This is a genomic window from Paraburkholderia sp. BR10936, assembly GCF_040965735.1.
GTDB lineage: Bacteria > Pseudomonadota > Gammaproteobacteria > Burkholderiales > Burkholderiaceae > Paraburkholderia > Paraburkholderia nodosa_A.
Genome location: NZ_JBFRCM010000014.1, coordinates 1 through 18,363, shown reverse-complemented (window position 1 = coordinate 18,363; position 18,363 = coordinate 1). Strand labels below are relative to the sequence as shown.

At 64.3% G+C, this 18,363-nt stretch carries 16 protein-coding genes; 5 read left to right on the top strand and 11 right to left on the bottom strand.

Annotation, left to right across the window (positions count from 1 at the left end; all coding sequences use genetic code 11):
• Position 1 precedes the first annotated feature (1 nt).
• Positions 2-364 (top strand): helix-turn-helix domain-containing protein, encoded by a 363-nt coding sequence (locus AB4Y36_RS26330; protein ID WP_368684554.1) that lies wholly within the window; start codon positions 2-4, stop codon positions 362-364.
• 94 nt (positions 365-458) lie between these two features.
• On the opposite strand, the gene AB4Y36_RS26325 is transcribed toward AB4Y36_RS26330, so the two are convergent.
• The 8 genes from AB4Y36_RS26325 to AB4Y36_RS26290 all read right to left on the bottom strand — a co-directional run bounded on the left by AB4Y36_RS26325 (position 459) and on the right by AB4Y36_RS26290 (position 8,011).
• Positions 459-1,430, bottom strand: a complete 972-nt coding sequence (locus AB4Y36_RS26325) for a succinylglutamate desuccinylase/aspartoacylase family protein (RefSeq protein WP_069266561.1) — start codon at positions 1,428-1,430, stop codon at positions 459-461.
• Entirely contained in the window at positions 1,427-2,899 is a 1,473-nt protein-coding gene (locus AB4Y36_RS26320; protein WP_368684553.1) for an NAD-dependent succinate-semialdehyde dehydrogenase, read from the bottom strand. Before AB4Y36_RS26320 ends, AB4Y36_RS26325 begins: the two co-directional genes overlap by 4 nt.
• 164 nt (positions 2,900-3,063) lie before the next feature.
• Complete coding sequence (locus AB4Y36_RS26315; protein WP_069266559.1) at positions 3,064-3,564, bottom strand: Lrp/AsnC family transcriptional regulator; 501 nt, start codon at positions 3,562-3,564, stop codon at positions 3,064-3,066.
• Positions 3,565-3,608: 44 nt separating this feature from the next.
• Entirely contained in the window at positions 3,609-5,015 is a 1,407-nt protein-coding gene (locus AB4Y36_RS26310) for an aspartate aminotransferase family protein (protein WP_368684552.1), read from the bottom strand.
• Positions 5,016-5,217: 202 nt separating this feature from the next.
• Positions 5,218-6,144 carry a 2-hydroxyacid dehydrogenase gene (locus tag AB4Y36_RS26305; RefSeq protein ID WP_368684551.1) on the bottom strand — a complete coding sequence of 309 codons (927 nt, stop codon included), beginning with the start codon at positions 6,142-6,144 and terminating at the stop codon, positions 5,218-5,220.
• Between the two features lie 17 nt (positions 6,145-6,161).
• Positions 6,162-7,040 carry a GNAT family N-acetyltransferase gene (locus AB4Y36_RS26300; protein ID WP_368684550.1) on the bottom strand — a complete coding sequence of 293 codons (879 nt, stop codon included), beginning with the start codon at positions 7,038-7,040 and terminating at the stop codon, positions 6,162-6,164.
• 121 nt (positions 7,041-7,161) lie between these two features.
• Complete coding sequence (locus AB4Y36_RS26295; protein WP_368684549.1) at positions 7,162-7,536, bottom strand: BON domain-containing protein; 375 nt, start codon at positions 7,534-7,536, stop codon at positions 7,162-7,164.
• Between the two features lie 181 nt (positions 7,537-7,717).
• Complete coding sequence (locus AB4Y36_RS26290) at positions 7,718-8,011, bottom strand: hypothetical protein (RefSeq protein WP_069266556.1); 294 nt, start codon at positions 8,009-8,011, stop codon at positions 7,718-7,720.
• A gap of 109 nt (positions 8,012-8,120) precedes the next feature.
• Here AB4Y36_RS26290 and AB4Y36_RS26285 point away from each other — a divergent pair, with 109 nt between their 5' ends.
• Positions 8,121-9,086: a GlxA family transcriptional regulator gene (locus AB4Y36_RS26285; protein WP_368684548.1), complete on the top strand. Its 966-nt coding sequence runs from the start codon at positions 8,121-8,123 to the stop codon at positions 9,084-9,086.
• 13 nt (positions 9,087-9,099) lie between these two features.
• Here AB4Y36_RS26285 and AB4Y36_RS26280 read toward each other — a convergent pair whose 3' ends face one another.
• Positions 9,100-9,813: a GNAT family N-acetyltransferase gene (locus AB4Y36_RS26280; protein ID WP_368684547.1), complete on the bottom strand. Its 714-nt coding sequence runs from the start codon at positions 9,811-9,813 to the stop codon at positions 9,100-9,102.
• Between the two features lie 116 nt (positions 9,814-9,929).
• Positions 9,930-10,793 (bottom strand): NmrA family NAD(P)-binding protein, encoded by an 864-nt coding sequence (locus AB4Y36_RS26275; RefSeq protein ID WP_368684546.1) that lies wholly within the window; start codon positions 10,791-10,793, stop codon positions 9,930-9,932.
• Between the two features lie 231 nt (positions 10,794-11,024).
• On the opposite strand from AB4Y36_RS26275, the gene AB4Y36_RS26270 reads away from it, so the two are divergent.
• Positions 11,025-11,942 carry a LysR family transcriptional regulator gene (locus tag AB4Y36_RS26270; RefSeq protein ID WP_368684545.1) on the top strand — a complete coding sequence of 306 codons (918 nt, stop codon included), beginning with the start codon at positions 11,025-11,027 and terminating at the stop codon, positions 11,940-11,942.
• 185 nt (positions 11,943-12,127) lie between these two features.
• Here the strand turns inward: AB4Y36_RS26270 and AB4Y36_RS26265 are convergent, their stop codons facing one another.
• Positions 12,128-12,565, bottom strand: coding sequence for a carboxypeptidase-like regulatory domain-containing protein (locus AB4Y36_RS26265; RefSeq protein ID WP_069266552.1), 438 nt, complete (start codon positions 12,563-12,565; stop codon positions 12,128-12,130).
• A gap of 507 nt (positions 12,566-13,072) precedes the next feature.
• On the opposite strand from AB4Y36_RS26265, the gene AB4Y36_RS26260 reads away from it, so the two are divergent.
• Both AB4Y36_RS26260 and AB4Y36_RS26255 read left to right on the top strand, forming a co-directional pair.
• Positions 13,073-15,286, top strand: a complete 2,214-nt coding sequence (locus tag AB4Y36_RS26260) for a glycoside hydrolase family 3 C-terminal domain-containing protein (RefSeq protein WP_368684544.1) — start codon at positions 13,073-13,075, stop codon at positions 15,284-15,286.
• Between the two features lie 353 nt (positions 15,287-15,639).
• Positions 15,640-17,919, top strand: coding sequence for an EAL domain-containing protein (locus AB4Y36_RS26255; protein ID WP_368684543.1), 2,280 nt, complete (start codon positions 15,640-15,642; stop codon positions 17,917-17,919).
• Positions 17,920-18,363: the final 444 nt, after the last annotated feature.

Here is an 18,363-nt window from a genome sequence, read left to right as displayed (position 1 = left end):
CATGCATGACGCGAATGCATCCGTTGCTGCGCCAGTCACGCCGCTTCGCGACGCACTGGCCTATATCGACGCGAATTTCGACAAGTCCGTGAGCCTCGCCGAACTGGCCGAGGTATCGGCGCTCAGCGTCTCGCGATTCGCGACCGTGTTTCGTGAGCAGGTCGGCCTTTCGCCATACAAGTACCTGTGCGAGGTGCGCGTGCGCCGCGCGCAGCTATTGCTGCTGGCAGGCGTGCCGGGCGCCGTGGTCGCGACGCAGGTCGGCTTCTTCGACCAGAGTCATCTGGCGCGCCATTTCAAGCGCTTTTGCGGCGTGACGCCCAGCGCCTTCCTGCAGCAGGCGAGGGCGCTCGAAGTGGCTTGAGCGCCTTCTGTGTCGCGCGTCACAGAATGACGTAGACCTTGCGCATCGTTTTGTCGACTCCCCTCGTGCTTTGCGTGTAATGAGTAGGGGCGCTTCAGCGCTTCCGAACGATGCGCTGCTCGATCTTGCCGAGCCGCACCACGGTCACGCCCGGGCGCAACTGGCGCAGCGAAGGCATCACGAGGATGCAGTCGTCGTAGGGCGTGACTACCGGCGCGCCATCGGACCAGCCGATCACGGCGCCGGCCTCGGGAAACACTTCGAGGCCCGTGTAATCGCCAGCGAAGCGGAAGTCCATGCTCTTCGCCACCACGGGCTCGGTCACGCGCACCACGCGCATTTCCGGCGGAAGCGGTTGCAGCCAGTCCGCGGGCAGATCCGCTTGTTCCACGACACCCGAGAGCAGCAGAAAGCGCGCGGTGACATCGCGCGCCACGCTCACGGCGCTTGCTTCCCAATGCTGTCCGCACTCGATCAAGAGCGCGTTCTTCGCGCTCGCGGCGTCGCCGAAGCCTTCGTAATCGCGCATGCGGCGGCCTTCCGGGTGGCCTTCGTCGCAAATGACGGTGGCCGGTGCGCCTAGCCGCGCAGAGAGTTCGACGCCCTTGGCGAGCGGCCCCGCGACGATGAGCGGCATGCACCTCTCGTGCATCGAATGGAGGTCGAGCAGCAGATCGACGTCGTCGATCACGGGCCGCATCGCGCGGGCGCGGCGCAGTTCGTTCGATTCGCGCGTGAGGTCATCCAGCGCCTGCGCGGTCCATACGCGGTTGAAGTCCTGATCGACGAAACGCGCCGCGTCGGGGTGCGCGGGGTCGAAGCGGCGGTAGGCCTCCACGTTCGCGAACGCGAGCGTGAGCTTGCCGCGTCGCGGCCGCAGCCGCGCGTGCAGCAGCGCGTCGACGACGATCGCGCCGCACACCTCGTTGCCATGCGTGAGCGCATTGATCATCACGTGCGGGCCGGGCGCGCCCGCGTCGAACGTATGCACATAGGGGATGCCCGTCTCGCTGCGCTCGTGCACGGCGATGTCGGGAAACGCGACTTCGATCGGATAGGTGCTCATGCAAGCCCTCCCTGGCAGAGGTATTTGATGCAAAGGTAATCGTCGAGCCCGTACTTCGAGCCTTCCCGGCCATAGCCCGATTCCTTCACGCCGCCGAACGGCGCCGCTTCACTAGCGAGCGCGCCTTCGTTGATGCCGACGATGCCCGCTTCGAGCTGCCGCGCGACGCGATCGATGCGGCGCACGTCCTGGCTGTAAAAGTAGGCGGCGAGGCCGTATGGCGTGTCGTTGGCGGCGCGAATGGCCTCGGCTTCGTCGTCGAAGCGGAATAGCGGCACGACGGGACCGAAGGTTTCTTCGCAGCTTAGCTGCATGTCGGGCGTGGCGCCTGCGAGCACGGTAGGCGCGTACCAGTTCGCGCCCAGTTCGCTCAAACGCTTGCCGCCCGTGAGCACGCGTGCGCCGCGGCTCACGGCGTCGTCCACATGGCGGGCGATCTTCTCGACCGCGCGCGCATTGATCATCGGGCCGATCTGCGCGGCGGGGTCGGTCGCGGGCGCGACTTTCAACGAGGCCACGCGCGTGGCGAGCTTGTCGGCGAAGCGCTCGAATATGCCTGATTGCACGTACACGCGATTTGGGCACACGCAGGTCTGGCCGCCGTTGCGGAACTTGGCGGCCATGAGCCCTTCGACGGCAGCGTCGAGGTCCGCGTCGTCGAAGACGATGAACGGCGCGTTGCCGCCCAGTTCGAGCGAGAGCTTCTTCAACGTGGCCGCCGATTCCTTCGCGAGGTGCTTGCCCACGGGCGTCGAGCCGGTGAAGGTGATCTTGCGCACGCGGGCGTCCGCGAGCCAGTCGGCGACGGCGCTCACGCCCCGTTCGCGCGACGCGCAGATGAGGTTCAGCACGCCAGGCGGCACACCCGCCTCGTGCGCGAGCATGACGAGTGCGAGCGCGGTGAGCGGCGTATCTTCGGCGGGCTTGCCGACCACCGTGCAGCCCGCGGCGAGGGCGGGGGCGATCTTGCGCGCGATCATCGCGAGCGGGAAGTTCCAGGGCGTGATCGCCGCGACCACGCCAACGGGCTCCTTCACGGCGCTCATGCGCTTGCCGCGCTGCTGCTGCGGGATGAGATCGCCGTAGATGCGCGTGGCCTCATCGGCGAACCAGGCGACGTAGGACGCGCCATACATCGCTTCGCCGTGTCCCTCATGCAGGGGCTTGCCTTGTTCGAGCGAGATCAGTTGACCGAGTTCGTCGGCGTTCGCCACGATCAGCGCATGCCAGCGGCGCAGCACGGCGGCGCGTTCGGCGGCAAGCGTGTCGCGCCAGGCGGGGAATGCGCGGGCGGCAGCGTCGGTCGCTGCGCGTGCGTCGTTCGCATCGCTATCGGCGACGTCGGCGATCGTTTTGCCGGTCGCGGGATCGGTCACGGCGAAGCGCGTGCCGGAGGCCGAGGGCACCCATTGCCCGTCGATGAAGTTGTCGCCGCGAATCAGCGCGCTCAAGGGATAACGCGTGGTCATATGCCGGTTCCTTTCCGCACGTGCGGAAGAAAATGGATCGATGCAGGGAAATGAGCGCGCACGACGAGTGCGCCGAAGCCGCGAGGTTTCAGCGAAGCGCGCGCGAGAAAATGGATGCGGGACGCAGGAGCGCGAGGCGCGTGCCTCACGTCCGTTGCCCATGCTCAGGAATGCAGGTTCTGCGAGAACAGCGTTTCGAGCGGGTAGTGCGGCTTGACGAACGCCGTCTTGATGATGACGTAGCTGAAGTACTTCTCGATGCCGATATCGCGCTCCAGCAGCCCCTCGACGATGCTCTGATAATGGCTCACGCTGCGCGCGACGAACTTCAGCAGATAGTCGTAGCCGCCGCTCGCGAGATGGCACTCGACCACCTCGTCCACCTCGCGTATTGCCTTCTCGAACTTGATGAAGTCCTCGCGGCGATGGTCGGCGAGCGTGACCTCGGTGAACACCATCTGCACGTCGCCCAGCTTTTCCAGCTGGATCTGCGCGCCGTAGCCGACGATGAACCCCGCCTTCTCCAGACGTTTTACGCGGATCAGGCAGGGGCTTGGCGACAGCCCGACTGCGTCGGCCAGTTCGACATTCGTGATGCGCCCCCGCTTCTGCAGCTGCGAGAGGATGCGCAGATCGATTCGGTCCAGCTTGCAGTCGTTGCTCATCGTGATGGGGGCGGCCCTGCATGTCGAAGTGTCGAGTGATGGTATCACGCGGCGACACGGGCGCTGACCCCATTCTTTGTCCTCAATGCGGCGCGCACTTCGGGCTGCGCGAGCACGTCGTCGAGTGTTTTTTCGAGGCGCTCGAACAGAAGGTCGAACTCGCTTTCGGTGTACGAAAGCGCGGGCGCGAAGCCGAGAATGCCGTCGCCGAACGCGCGGAATACGAGGCCGTTGCCATACGCGGCGGCGGCGATGCGATCGGGCAGGCCGAGCGAGGCGTCGAAGCGCTGTTTGGTCTCCTTGTCGGCGACGAGTTCGAGCGCGCCGAGCAGACCGCGGTGACGCGAGTCGCCCACGAGCGGGTGGGCGAGCAATGCGTCGAGCCCCTGAGCGAAGCGCGGCGCGCGCGCGACGCCGTTCGCGAGCAGGCCGCCTTCGTGATAGAGGCGCATGACTTCGAGGCCGATGGCCGCGCTCACGGGGTGCGCCGAATAGGTGTGGCCATGGCCGATCACGGCGGCGGCGTCGCCATCGGCAATGCCTTGATAAACGGCATCCGACATCAGCACGGCGCCCATCGGCGCATAGCCCGCGGTGAGGCCCTTGGCCACCGTCATCAGATCCGGCTCGACGTCTTCGGCCTGGCAGGCGAAGAGCGGACCCGTGCGGGCAAAGCCCGTGATCACCTCGTCGGCGACGAACAGAATGTCGAGCTTGCGGCACGCTTCGCGCATGGCTTTCAGCCAGCCGGCGGGCGGCACGATCACGCCACCCGAACCCTGGATCGGCTCGCAGAAAAACGCGGCGACGTTTTCGGCGCCGAGTGCCGCGACTTTCGCTTCGAGCGCGTCGACCGAAGCGGCGATGAGCGCTGCGTCGTCCGCATGCTCGCTGCGATATGCATAGGGCGACGGAATATGATGCTGCGTGGCGAGCGGCAAGTCGAAGTTGCGATGGAACGCGGGCAACGCAGTCAGCCCCGCGCCGACTGCCGACGAGCCGTGATAGCCGCGCTCTTGCGCGATGACGTGCTTCTTCGCGGGGCGGCCCGTGGCGTTGTAGTAGTACGTGATGAAGCGCAGCGCCGAATCCACTGCATCCGAGCCGCCCAGCGTGAAGTACACGTGTTGCAGCGAAGCAGGCGCGCGCTCGACGAGCAGCGCGGCCAGTTCGATGGCGGGCTCCGAGCCGAAGTGAAAATAGCCCGTCGCGTAGGGCAGGCGCGCCATCTGTCGCGCGGCGGCTTCGACGATGCTTTGATGGCCGTAACCCGTGTTGACGCACCAGAGGCCGGAGAACGCGTCGAGTAGTTCGTTGCCCGCGGCGTCCCGCAGGAACACGCCCTGGGCGGATTCGAGCACGGTCACGCCGCGCGCTTCGTGCGCACGGAAGTTCACGACGGGATGGATCAGATGTTTGCGGTCGGCTTCGATGAGCGAGCGATTCGGCATGGTTCGGTTCCCGGCTGATAAGTCAGAGGAGTGCGGCGCCTGGCCGTTGATTGGGCGTTGGCTGGCCGTTGATTCACCGTTCCATGCTACCGGGCCGATACCGGTGCGCGTTTCGCCAATTAATTCGCGAAATAGCGTGTTTGTGGCGTTTTGATCGGGGAGCGCAGCATATTGTGCTGCGCCCTCTGCGCCGTCACGAGACTCAATAGCCGCGCGTGCGGTCGATGAGGCCGAGCATCGGCAAGCCGTCGCGGTGGCGGCGGATGTTCTCGAGCACCACATCGACGGCCGTTTCGGGCCGCGTGGCGCTGGCAATGTGCGGCGTGAGGCGCACACGCGGATGCGTCCAGAACGGATGCTCAGGCGGCAGCGGCTCGGGGTCCGCGACATCGAGAATCGCATTGCGCAGTTGCGCGCGATCGAGCGCGTCGAGCAGCGCTTGCTGGTCCACTTGCGGCCCGCGTCCGACGTTGATGAACGAGGCGCCCTGCGGCAGCTTCGCGAAGAGCGAGGCGTCGAGCAGGCCGCGCGTGGCTTCGGTGAGCGGCAACAGGCAGATGAGGATATCGGTGCGCGCGAGGAAGGCGTCGAGCGCCTCCGCGCCCGCGTAGCACTCCACGCCAGGCAAGGCGCGCGGCGAGCGGCTCCAGCCCGCGCATGCAAAGCCGAAGAGGCGCAGGCGTTCGAGCACCGCGCTGCCCAGCATGCCGAGCCCCAGCACGCCAACGCGACGCGACGCGGCGGCGCGTACGGGCAGGGCGCGCCATACGCGCTGCTGCTGTTGCAGGGCGTAGTCGAACAGATCGCGATGAATGGTCAGGACCGATTGCGTCACGTACTCGACCATCCCCTCGACAATGCCCGGCTCGATCATGCGCACCACGGCGATGTGCTCCGGCACGCCGGAAAGATCGAACTGGTCGATGCCCGCGCCGACGGAGAAGATCACTTCGAGATTGGGCAGCGTACGCGCGGGGTCCTCGGGCGGTTGCCACGCCGCGAGAAAGCGCACAGCGGCGGGGTCGCCGATATCGGGCCACAGGCGAAAAGCGATCTCGGGAGCCTTGTGCGCGAAAAGCTGTGCCCATTGCTTGCCGCGCTCGGGGTCGGCTTTGTAGAGGAGCGTCATGAGGTCGGTTTGCGCAATCAGCCTAGCGCCTGATTGACGATGGCGAATTGCAGCACGCCAGGATCGTGCGCCGGCGCGCCGTTGCGCGACATCTTCACGACCGTGTCGACGCGCGCGAGGCCGATCGATTCGAGCCAGGTGCCGAGCCCTTGCTCGTCGGGCGTATCGAGGCGCGTGAAGGCCCCCGCGTTGGCGGCGAGGCGGTTGGCGATCAGCGCTTTGGCGCGCTGCATGTGCAATCCATCGTCGGCGGCGACGGCCACCGGACCGATCGCATGGCCGCGGCCGAACGGGCGCAACAGCGCGAAGCCGAGCACCGTGTCGCCACGCACCAGCACGACGCCCTGGGACACATCGAGCAGCGGCGGCACGAGTGCGCTGCGGTCGAGCCCGCTCGCGCGGGAAGCGAGTTCGATGAGGCGCGGCGTATCGCCCGGTTCGAGTGGACGCAAACGCTCGCCCGGCGGCGGCTCGACAATCGGCGCCGCGAAACTGTCGCTCTGGTGCTGATGCAGCAGCCCAATCTTCCTGAAGCCGAGCTTTTCGTAAAGCGGCTGACCTGCCTCGGTGGCGTGCAGCACGGTCATGCGCGTTCCCAGCGCTTCGAGCAGACGCTCCATCAACATCCGGCCGATGCCGCGGCCTTGCTGGTCGGCCGAGACGATCACGAGCCCGAGCGTCGCGCCATGCTCGCCCCACGGCCAGCACAGCGCCGTGCCCACCACGGTCGTGCCTTCGCGAACCACGTAGCCGTGCCCGGCCGCGGCGGCGGCGAAACGCCAGTCGTCGCTACGATGGGGCCAACGGAATTGCAGGGAAAGCGCGTGGGCGCCCTCGATGTCGGATTCGGTGAAAGTCTCGCAGACGAGGCTAGAGGACGCAGTCTGGCCGGACACGGCGGGCTCCTTGATCGAAGTTCGAAGACTCACTTTGACAGGACGCGCGCGCCGGGAATAGGACGATCCTGCTGTGCGGCCGATCGAAGCCGGTTCTGAGCCCGCTGCCGAGTCCGCCCAATCAAGGTCCGCTGCCGCGGGCGGTCCGCACGGTCAAGTGGTTCGACACCGAGGTGACGCCGCGCACCGAGCGGGCCGCGTCGCCGGCCCGCGCGATCTGCGACTGGTGCGGTACCGACCCCGTCAACGAGACGACGCCCTCATGCGCCGTGACGTGGACGTTGGCGAAATTCAGTCCCGTGGTGCGCGTGAAGGCCCGGCGCACATCTCGCACCAGCGCGCTGTCCGATCTGCCCGACTGCGCGGGCGCGCCTTCCTGAGCAGACGCCTCGCCAGGCGCGCTCGCGGCCGTTTGTGCGCACGCATAGCCCGTGCAACTCGAGATGGCCACGAGGACCAGTGCGCGGGCGATTTGGCTTTTACCGTTAGTTTTCATCCTTCTTCCCTTTGCCAGGTTCTGCAGGTTCCCCAAAGTTCTGCGCCCGCCGCCGGAGCGCATCGAAAACAAGCGGCGGATCAGTACGTTGTAGGTGAAATCTTTGGCGAGGAGAAGAAGGCTGCCAGGAGGTCGCCGACAACCCATGGCGCATGCGTCGACGGCGCCTCCTGCGTAGCGCTTACTTTCCTTGAAGGAGCAGACCGAGCGGCGCGAGCGGGCCCACCGGCAGCAGATCGAACGCGAGGATGCCGGCCTGGGCAAGCGGTAGCGTATCCAGCGTAGCCTTCACATCGTCGACCGAGCCCGAGCTCATGAGAAACACCACGCCCGGCTTGTCGTGGCGAAACCAGTACTGCTCGATTTTGTCGTCCAGGTAGAGCTTGAGCGTGGCCGGCACTTCGTGCGGCATGATCTCGTCGCGCTGCGCGGGCGTGAGTTCCTTGACGATCGATCCAATGGCGAGAACCTTCATGACAACCTCCTTGATCCATGTTTGTTGCGACTTGCAACGCGATTGAGTGTATCGTTGGGGTCTCGTCGGCTGTACTGTCACAAACGACAACTTTAGAGGCATTTACGCCATGCGCATTGCTGTCCTGGCTCTCGACGGCGTCTTCGATACCGGGCTCTCCGTCACGCTCGACGCGTTCTCGGTCGCAAACAAGCTTTCGGCCGCGGCCATGGGCGGCGTTCCGCGTTTCGACATCACGCTCGTGGGGGTGAGAAAGCGGGTGCGCTCGGCTCACGGCCTCGCGGTGCCGGTGCAAACGGTCGCGCCGGATGCGAAGCCCGATTGGGTGATCGTGCCGGCATTGGTGACGCTGTCTGCGCAGGAGTTGATGCGGTCGTTCGAGCGCCGGGACGTCGAAGAGGGCATGGCGCGTTTGCTCGAATGGCAAGCGGGGGGCGCGCGAATCGGCGCATCTTGCGTGGGGACGTTCATCCTCGCAGAGGCGGGGCTGCTCGATCACCGCGAAGCCACGACCAACTGGTCGCTCGCGCCGTTCTTCCGGCAACGCTATCCGTATGTTCAGTTGAACGAATCACGCATGCTCGTGCCTTCGGATATCGGCGTGACGGCCGGCGCGGCCATGGGGCATCTCGATCTCGCGCTCTGGCTGATCCGTTCGGCGAGCCCCGAACTCGCATCGCTCGTATCGCGCTATCTGCTGGCCGACATCCGCTCGTCGCAGGCGCCGTACATCATCCCGAATCATCTCGCGCAGGCCGATCCGCTCATTCAGCGCTTCGAGCAATGGGCGAGAAAAAATCTCAAGTCGGGATTCTCGCTGCAGGACGCCGCGAAGGCGCTGGCGACGAGCTCGCGCTCATTGCAGCGCCGCTGCCAGGAAGTGCTCGGCAAGTCGCCGCTGGCGTACTTTCAGGATTTGCGGGTCGAGCACGCGCAGTCGCTGCTGCGCAGCGGCAAGCTCGACCTGGAAAGGATCGCCGCCGAAGTCGGTTACGGCGACGGCGCGACGCTGCGCAGCCTGTTGCGGCAGCGCTTGGGAAGAGGGGTGCGGGAACTGCGTTCCGACCTGTTGTGACCGTGCGGCCTTTCTATGGCGCGAGGCCGAGCACCGTGAGATGCATCTCGCGGCGCTCGACAAAGCCCAGCGTGCGATAAATGCAAATGGCGCCGTGATTCGACGTGAGCACGTGCAGGAAGGGTGTCTCGCCGCGCGCACTGATTGCCGCCATCAGCAGCTTCATGAGGCTCGCCGCGAGCCCTTGTCCCCGGAACGCCGGGTCCACGCACACGGCGCTGATTTCGGTATGGCCTTCGATCTTCATGCGTTCGCCGGCCATGGCGACGAGCTTGCCCTCCCTGCGCACGCCAACGTAGCCGCCGAATTCGATGGTGCGCGGACCAAACGGGCCGGGTTGCGTTGCCGCGGCCAGCGCGAGCATCTCCGGCACGTCTTGCCCCGTTAGCCGCGCGTACTTCAGCGCGGTGGGCGCAGGCGCTTCGCCTTGCCAAACCATTTGCAGCAGCGTGGCGTGCCGGATCAGCGCGAAGCCGTCGGGTGGCTCCACGGCATCCAGCGTGGTCAGGGCAACGGGTGCGTGCTCTTCGATCAGTCCGCGCAAGGCGTCGAACGATTCAGGCGTGGTGTCCGTCATTGCCGCAAAGGGGGCGACGGCGGGCGCATACCGCACTGCGCGCTCGTTCCCAACGGCGAGATGGCGCTGGCGGCCCGTCAGCGCGTGCCCTGGCACGTTGTCCAGCGCGGTCGTGCTGCCCGCAGGTATCGTTGCCAGCACATCGAACATGATTCGCGCTCCGGTAAGGGATGGTGACGGTTTGCGATGATAGTCTAGACAAGGCGGGTTCGGCGGACCACGGCCGAACCCGCCAACTTTGGCGTCATTCCCGCCAATGCCTCTCGTCACGCACCGCTTGCCAGCGCTTCGAGCACGGTGTCCAGTTCGACATGCCCGCGAAGGATTTCATCGGCGGGCCTGGAAAAACAGATCCAGCCCTCGTTGAATCCGTCCAGCATGCGCATCCGCGGCAAGGGATGCTTCATGCCTTGCGACAGGAAGCGCGACTCCCATTCCTGCCGGTTCACTGCCACCGCGCGCACAGGCCGGCCAAGCACGCGGGCGAACGCGGAGGCGATGTCGTTCGCGCTCACACGGCACGGGCCCTCCAGCTCGACCACGCGCGTGCCGCTCCACGTCTGCTGCAGCAGTTCGGCGGCGAGGCGGCCGACGTCTGCGGTCGCGACCATCGGCACGGCCTGGTCGAGCGGTTGCAGGTAGCTCTCGATCACGCCATGGTTGCGCGCGCTCGCGACATCCCACGCGGCGTTCTCCATGAACCAGCCGGGACGCAGGAAAGTCACCGGCACAGGCAGCGCGGCGAGCGCCTGCTCCATCAGCGAGAGTTGCGTGAGCAGATTGCTCTCTTGCGCCTGCGCACCGATGGTCGACAGACACACGACTTTCGCGGGCCGTGCGTTGTGGATCGCGGTGCAAACGGCGTCGATGACCGCGCGCGACTCCGGGAAGCCCGGCGAGGGATCGAACTGCGGAGGCAGCAGGATGAACACGCCCTGCGCGCCGCTGAATGCCGCGGTCAGCGCGGCGGCGTCTTCCATGCTTGCCGTGGCCAGCTCGCATCCTCGTGCTTGCCACGACGCGGCGCGCGCAGCGTCGCGCACGACTGCCCGAACCGGTTGCCCAGAGGCCAGCAGCGCACGGGCGAGTGCGCCGCCCACTTTTCCGGTAATGCCTGTAATTGCGTACACTTGAAACCCTCCGCATGCGACGACGAATGTGTCGAAAAAGCCGAACACGATTGGCAGCGAGGTGCTGCCTGGTGCCGTTTCGGTGAGACGCATTCTGGACGCAGGGCGGCCGAAGCTAAATGCCGCGAAGGGCACTACATCAGTGACTCGGGCGCACGAATCGGATGGCCGATCCATCATCGCCAAAGGCTGCCAGGGGCCGCCGTACCGGCTGCCATTGGAACGACGACATTGAGAACAACGACACTCGAGAACATTTCCGGCGCGATCAACGTGTTTGCCGCCGTTGTCGACGCGGGGACCTTTGCCGCCGCGGCAGACGTGCTCGGCATGTCGCCGCCAGGCGTGAGCCGTGCGATTGCGAGGCTGGAGAAGCGGCTCGATATCCGGCTCTTCAATCGCACGACGCGATCGATTTCGCTCACCGAAGGCGGGCGCCGTTTCTACGAGCAGGTGGTTCCGCATCTCGCGGGGCTCGAGGAAGCGGCCATCGCGGCATCGGGCAATGCGTCGGCGGTGCGGGGTAAATTGCGGGTGAATCTGGACCCGGTGTGCTATCGGGCGATTCTCGGCGCGGAACTCGACCGGTTCATGGACGCCCATCCCGAACTCGAGATCGAACTGATCGCGAGAGATAGTCTTGGCGACCTGGTTGCGGAGGGATTCGATGTCGCGATGCGATTCGGCAAGCCGCGATCCTCCACGCTGGTTGCTCGCAAGCTGCTCGATACCGCTGTCGTGACGGTCGCGGCGCCGGCCTATCTCTCGCGCTGGGGAAGACCGCTGCGCCCCGAAGATCTCGAAGGCCCCGCTCACCGGTGCCTCGAATTCCGCGACCCTGAGACAGGCAAGCCTTATCCGTGGGAGTTTCATCGCAAGCGCAAGCACGTCGTGCTGGCGACGCAAGGGCGACTCACGGTGAACGACCCGGGCGCCTTGCTCAATGCTTGCCTGGCCGGTTCCGGCATTGCGCAAATGCTGCTTCTCGGCGCCGAGCCCCTGATTGCCGATGGCAGGCTGGTGAATCTGTTTCCTGACTGGCCCGACGAACGCTTCCCGCTATACGTCTACTATCCGTCACGCCACTACATGCCCGCGAAAACGCGCGCATTCATCGATTTCATCGTTGCCTGGGCCGCTGGGCATTGATTGCGTCGACATCACAGCGGCACGCGTTGCCGGCAGCTCGAAAACGTGGATTCCAGCGGAGTGGAGTGATTCGCGCAGTTCTCCCCGTTGTTCCGGCAGTTGCACACGGCGGTTGCACAGAAACGATCCGGGCACCAGAGTCGTTCCCTGGTGAGCCATCCCGACCGGCCGGAAACGATTCGTGCTCAGTGCTTGCCCGGGAACGAGAACGTCGCACGCGCGCTGCCATTGCCGGCGACGTTTACACGCTGCGTCCTCGTTACCTCGTTATAGGTGGCGGTGATCGTGTAGCGTCCGGCCGGCAGTCGCACGAGCATGTACGGACCGTGCGAACGCGTGTCGAGCACCGACGTGCCGCCAGCGTTCGTTATCTGCACGTGCACGTCGGCCACATAGCTCGAACCGGGGCCGGTAAACAGCATCGAGAGCGGCCACTGGCTGCGCGCGTGCCGCAGTGCGGAAGACTCGTCGCGGCCGACCCCGCCGGAGACGAACGAGATGTCGCCTTGCTGCTCCGTTTGGGGCATGCCCGTTTGCGCGAGTGCGCTGCTTGCCATTGCGAATGCGCACATTGCAGCGAGCAGGGCCGACGCGATTCGGGGAACCTTGCGTTGCCTTTCCATCGTGGTCACTCCTTACAGTGATGTCGATCTCGCGCACGCAGGGGCGAGCGCCGCCGCTTGCGCAGGCCTCGTAACAGATTAGCTTTTTTCGGCCCACGATGCGCGCTGCACGCCACGTTCGCAGCGCGGCGCGCCGCATTCGCGAGCGTCATGCAAATCACATCGAATACGGAATTTTCGTTGCGTTCGCAACAATCACATTACCGTGAGCTTGCAATTACCTGTCGGTTTGGCGCCTTTCATGCGTGTTAGCTACCGCCAGCCGGGAAAATACTGAGATAAAAGCCCGTAAGGGTACTCAATAGTTTTTATATGATTATTTGGAGTTTTGCTACATCAACCGGCGAAGCCAAAGCGGATGCATCAAAGCAAACGTTTGCGCGCTGCAACTAAACCGGTTTCCCCAGCAGGAAGTCTGCCGGTGCCCGACGCGGCCGGCCGTTCTGCCAGACCTGTTTACCGGTCTGATCAGTACTCCATAACGTATTCGAACTCTCGGAGAGACATATGAGGATCACCCGTTGGCCCACCGCCGCCGTGCTGATTGCGATGGCCGCTACCGCCCATGCCGGCGACAGCAGCAACGACGTACCTTATCCGTTGCCGATGCCATTGATGGCCATCCCCCAGAACCTCGGCGCGCACGTTCGTGCCGACCTGCTGCTCAAGCGCATGACGCAGGACGAGAAGCTCCAGTTCATCCATTCCGAATATCAGATGAGCGCCGTGCCGGGCGGCGGCGCGGGCTATATTCAGGGCGTGCCGCGTCTGGGCATTCCCGACCTCAATATGGTTGATTCCGCAACGGGCTCCGGCAGCACGAGCCAGAAGAGCACGACCTTTCCGGCGACGATCGCGCTCGCGGCAAGCTGGGACCCCTATCTCGCGCGCGACTTCGGCGCACGCATAGCCGACCAGTTGCGCGAGCAAGGATTCGGCATGGGACTGGGCGGTGGCACGAACCTCGCGCGCGAACCGCGCGGCGGGCGCCTCTTCGAGTACCTCGGCGAAGACCCCGTGCTGGCGGGCGAAATTCTGGCGGCGCGCACCATCGGTACGCAAAGCCAGCAGGTGATCGCCACGATCAAGCACTATGTCGGCAACGAACAGGAAACGGGCCGCCAGGGGGGCAACAGCCAGATCGACGAGCGCACGCTGCGCGAACTCTATCTGCTGCCGTTCGAAATCGCGGCGAAGGAAGCGCGCCCGGGCAGCGTGATGTGCAGCTACAACCGCCTGAACGGCACCTACGCATGCGAAAACACGCATGTGCTGACCGACGTGCTGAAGAAGGACTGGGGCTTCCAGGGCCAGGTGCAGTCGGACTGGGGCGCGACGCATAGCACGGCCCCGGCGATCAACGCGGGTCTCGACGAGGAAGAGGACGTGGGCCCGACGGTCTACCTCACGCCCGATCTGGTCAAACAGGCGATCGCTTCGAAGGCCGTGTCGCAGGACCGTCTGGACGACATGGTGCGGCGCAAGCTCTATGTGATGATCAGCACGGGCGTGCTGGACCATCCGGCGCAGGGCGGTGCCACGATCGACTTCGCGAAGTACAACGCGTTCACGCAGGCTGCGGAAGAACAATCCATCGTTCTCCTGAAGAATGACAACAGCCAGCTGCCGCTTTCGGCCCCGAGCCTGCACAAGATCGCGGTGATCGGCGCTCACGCCGATACGGCCGTGCTGAGCGGCGGCGGCTCGGGCAATACGCGCGATCCGGTCACGGGCAACTTCTCGGGCTGCGGCGGGCTCACGTTCGCTTCGTCCACGGGCTGCGGCTGGTGGACCAACCCGTGGCTCAAGCTCAATACGCCTATCACCCAGGCGATCCAGCAGCTCGCGCCTTCGGCGCAGGTGAGCTTCGCGGGCAACACCGACCAGACGCAGCCGTTCCGCGCCTATACGCAGCAGGAGATCACCCAGGCCGCGACGCTCGCCAGCCAGTCCGATGTCGCGATCGTCGTCGTGGCGCAGCCTGCGGGTGAGGACTTCGGCGATCTGCAAAGCCTGAGCCTCGCGAACCCGTCGAATCAGGATCAGCTCGTCGAGGCCGTTGCGAAGGCCAACCCGCGCACGATCGTGATCATCGAGAGCGGCAATCCGGTACTGATGCCGTGGAAGGACCAGGTCTCGGCAATCGTCGAGGCATGGTATCCGGGCGAGGGCGGCGGCAAGGCGATCGCGAACGTGCTGTTCGGACAGGTGAACCCTTCGGGCAAGCTGCCGGTCACGTTCCCGGTGCACGATCAGGACACGCCGACGTGGGGGACGAACGGCGCCTTCGCGACCGATCCCGTGTACTCCGAAAAGCTGGACATGGGCTATCGCTGGTATGACGCGAACAACATCACGCCGCTTTACGAGTTCGGCTATGGCCTTTCGTATACGCACTTCAGCTATTCGGGGCTGACGGTGAAGCAGGGCCCGGGGCATACGCTCACAGCGTCGTTCACGGTGCGCAACGATGGCCGCGTAGCGGGTGCGGAAACGGCACAGGTCTATCTGGGCGTGAGTTATGCCGGCGAGCCGCCGCGTCGTCTGGTTGGTTTCCAGAAGGTGTTCCTGAAGCCGGGTCAGTCGCAGCCGGTGCGCGTGACGATCACCGAACGTGCACAGAGCGTTTGGGACACGACGCATAGCGACTGGGCTTATGTTGCTGGCAGCGCGGTGTATGTGGGGGCTTCGTCGCGCGATATCCGACTGCAGAGCCGGTAAGCGAGAGGACGCACAGAGGCTGCGTTGGCGGCCTCTGTGTTCAATTCCTGAAAACGGCCGGCTCGCGAACGTTTGCGAGCCGGTACAAAATCGAATTCGCAAGTCTTTCCGTATCTATCATTCGCACACGCGAGAACGTAAATGCATACTCTCGCGAACATGAATGACTTCCGCGGGTAATCCCCATTCAATCTGAATAGGGAAAGCAGGTAGACTTACCCACCCGTCCGTGGGCCTTCCTCCGTTTGCGCGTTTTCCAGATACACGCCGTCACGCTTTACTGTGACTCTGTCTCGTAGTGCCGCGCGCACGCGACGCATGGAAGCTGAACCAAAAAGAATACTAAATCAGCCATGAGACTGATCACACGCGCAGTGAGCTGGCTTACCGAAGGCAACCGCCGCGGTCGAATCGTTGTGGTGCTCGTCCCCATGTGGATGAGTGCCGTTGCGGCGGCCGTGTTCGCTCAGCAGCCCCGTGCTGCGATAGCGTGGCTCGTCGCGGCACTCGCGTGCAGCGTTGTGCTATCGATGCTGCGCTTCTCCCAGCGACTCGCCGCTCGTTTGCGTTTGAGCGAGGAGCGTCTCAGCCTCGGGTTCGAAGGCATCAACGCTGGGCTATGGGACTGGGACCTGGTCAACGACCGTGCCTACTACTCTCGCTATCTGTATCAGCAACTCGGGTATGGCGACGGCGACCTCCCCATGGACACCCGCGCGTTCAATGCGCTCGTGCATCCTGCGGATCTGCTCCGTTTGCGCGAGACCATCATCAACCATCTGAAGCATGACAGCCTCTACGACGTCGAGTACAGGCTGCGAATGGCCGATGGTCGATATCTGTGGTGCCGGGGACGCGGCAAGGCCATACGCGACGAGAGCGGCCGGGCGACGCGCATCGTCGGTTGCCTCTTCGATATCTCCGGGTTGAAGCGCGCAGAAGCGGCCGCCGCGAAGGAAAAGAGCCTCACCGAAGCCACGCTCGCTTCGATCGACGACGGTGTGATCCGCATGGACAACCAGGCGAGCGTGACCTATTGCAACGCCGCCGCCGAGCGCATGCTCGGGCGTGCCTCGCGCGATATCTACCTGAAGCCGTTGTTCGACGTCTGTGATCTCTACGACGAGCGGTCCGGCAATATCGTCACTGCGCAATGTCTGCACAACCGTGCTGCAGCGGCCGATGACGACGCGCAACGCAGACTCTCTGTGACGCGCCCGGATGGCTCGCTCCTGCCCGTGGCATGCTCTGTGGCGACGATCCGCGATGACGAAGAGGAAATGCTGGGCACGGTGATGGTGCTTCGAGACGCGAGCACGGAGCGCAAGCATGCCGCCGAACTCGAATATCAGGCTACGCACGATCATCTGACGGGTCTGCTGAACCGCCGCGAATTCGAGCGCCGGCTTTCGAGCTTGCTCGAGAAGGCCGGGACACGCCCGCATGCGGTGATGTTCCTCGACCTCGATCAGTTCAAGGTCGTCAACGATACGTGCGGCCACGCGGCCGGCGACGAATTGATTCGCAGTGTGGGTGGTGCCCTGAAAGAACAACTGCGCGCTGCCCATATCCTCGCCCGCCTCGGCGGCGATGAATTCGGCGTCGTGTTGCCGGAGTGCTGCATCGACGACGCCCTGCGGGTCGCGGAGGATCTGCGGGAGGCCGTGACGGTCATCCGGCTACCCTGGGACCAGCGTTTGCTGACGACCGGCGTGAGCATCGGTGTGGTGGAGGTGGACGCCGCGCAAATCTCGACGTGGGACATCATGAAGGCGGCAGACGTCGCCTGTTATATGGCCAAGGAAAAAGGCCGCAACCGCGTGCACCAGTATTGCCTCGAAGATCAGCTCCAGTCGACCACCCATACGCAGATGGAGTGGGTGGCCCGCGTGAAAGCCGCGCTCGAGCACGACCGCTTCCGCCTCTACGCGCAACAGATCAAGTCGCTCAAGGAGGGCGGTCCCGGCGAAGAAGTGCATGTCGAGTTGCTGCTGCGCATGGTCGACGAATCGGGTGAAGTGATTCCTCCCGCGTACTTCATTGGCGCCGCCGAGCGCTTCAACTTGATGCCGCTCGTCGATCGATGGGTGATCGGCCGTGCTTTCGAAGCCATTGCGGCGGGCCATCTCGCCGCAAACGTCTGGTCGATCAACCTCTCCGGCGCGTCGCTCGGCGACGAGGACTTATTCGCGTACATCGTGCAGCAGCAGCAGCGTTGCGCAATCAGTTTCGAAAGCGTCTGCTTCGAGATCACGGAAACGGCCGTGATCACCAATCTCTCGAAAGCGATTACGCTCATGGAGAGCCTGCGAGCACTCGGCTGCCGATTCGCCCTCGACGATTTCGGCTCGGGCATGTCCTCGTTCACTTACCTCAAGCGCCTGCCCGTGGACTACCTGAAGATCGACGGCAGCTTCGTGCGCGGGATTGCCAGCAGCGACCTCGATCGGACGATCGTCCAGTCCATTCACCAGGTGGCCCATGCCGCCGGCAAGGCGACCATCGCTGAATTTGTGGAAAGCGAGGCGATCATCGGTCGCCTCAGCGGGATTGGCATCGACTACGCGCAAGGGTTTTGTGTCGGGTTGCCCCAGCCGCTTCCCGAAGGCGTCGTCGAGACCGTCGGCGCTTGATCGATAGCGACATCACTGCGCTCGAATTCGATTGTGCTGCGACCCGTGTGCAGCTGCCGTTCCCGATTTGGTGACAGAAGGGGCGACCTGTCTCGTGTGGGTGCCGTAGCTGTCGAAAATTGGCGTAGCTGACCCCAAAAATAAATATTCGAAAGTCGCTTGACGATATCCGGAATGACCCGCATAATTCGCCTCCTTCGCTGATCGCTGCGAACGAAAACGAAGCGATTAAGACGAATTGCTCTTTAAAAATTTACAGCCGATAAGTGTGGGCGCTTGATGCGGTGGCGGCCCGATATGGTTCTTCGGAGCGATGTCGGGAGCAGCAAAAGTATCAAGAGTCTCACACTAAAGTAAGTCAGGTTTTTGAATTTATTCAGAACCTGTCAGCTTTGAGTGAGCGACCGGTCTCGAGAGAGACCGAAAACAGTAACAGGTATTGAA

Bases quoted from the DNA above. Each gene is read 5' to 3' on its own strand.
- AB4Y36_RS26330 (WP_368684554.1), top strand. From the start codon at position 2: ATGCATGACGCGAATGCATCCGTTGCTGCGCCAGTCACGCCGCTTCGC.
- AB4Y36_RS26325 (WP_069266561.1), bottom strand. From the start codon at position 1,430: ATGAGCACCTATCCGATCGAAGTCGCGTTTCCCGACATCGCCGTGCAC.
- AB4Y36_RS26320 (WP_368684553.1), bottom strand. From the start codon at position 2,899: ATGACCACGCGTTATCCCTTGAGCGCGCTGATTCGCGGCGACAACTTC.
- AB4Y36_RS26315 (WP_069266559.1), bottom strand. From the start codon at position 3,564: ATGAGCAACGACTGCAAGCTGGACCGAATCGATCTGCGCATCCTCTCG.
- AB4Y36_RS26310 (WP_368684552.1), bottom strand. From the start codon at position 5,015: ATGCCGAATCGCTCGCTCATCGAAGCCGACCGCAAACATCTGATCCAT.
- AB4Y36_RS26305 (WP_368684551.1), bottom strand. From the start codon at position 6,144: ATGACGCTCCTCTACAAAGCCGACCCCGAGCGCGGCAAGCAATGGGCA.
- AB4Y36_RS26295 (WP_368684549.1), bottom strand. From the start codon at position 7,536: ATGAAAACTAACGGTAAAAGCCAAATCGCCCGCGCACTGGTCCTCGTG.
- AB4Y36_RS26290 (WP_069266556.1), bottom strand. From the start codon at position 8,011: ATGAAGGTTCTCGCCATTGGATCGATCGTCAAGGAACTCACGCCCGCG.
- AB4Y36_RS26285 (WP_368684548.1), top strand. From the start codon at position 8,121: ATGCGCATTGCTGTCCTGGCTCTCGACGGCGTCTTCGATACCGGGCTC.
- AB4Y36_RS26280 (WP_368684547.1), bottom strand. From the start codon at position 9,813: ATGTTCGATGTGCTGGCAACGATACCTGCGGGCAGCACGACCGCGCTG.
- AB4Y36_RS26265 (WP_069266552.1), bottom strand. From the start codon at position 12,565: ATGGAAAGGCAACGCAAGGTTCCCCGAATCGCGTCGGCCCTGCTCGCT.
- AB4Y36_RS26260 (WP_368684544.1), top strand. From the start codon at position 13,073: ATGAGGATCACCCGTTGGCCCACCGCCGCCGTGCTGATTGCGATGGCC.
- AB4Y36_RS26255 (WP_368684543.1), top strand. From the start codon at position 15,640: ATGAGACTGATCACACGCGCAGTGAGCTGGCTTACCGAAGGCAACCGC.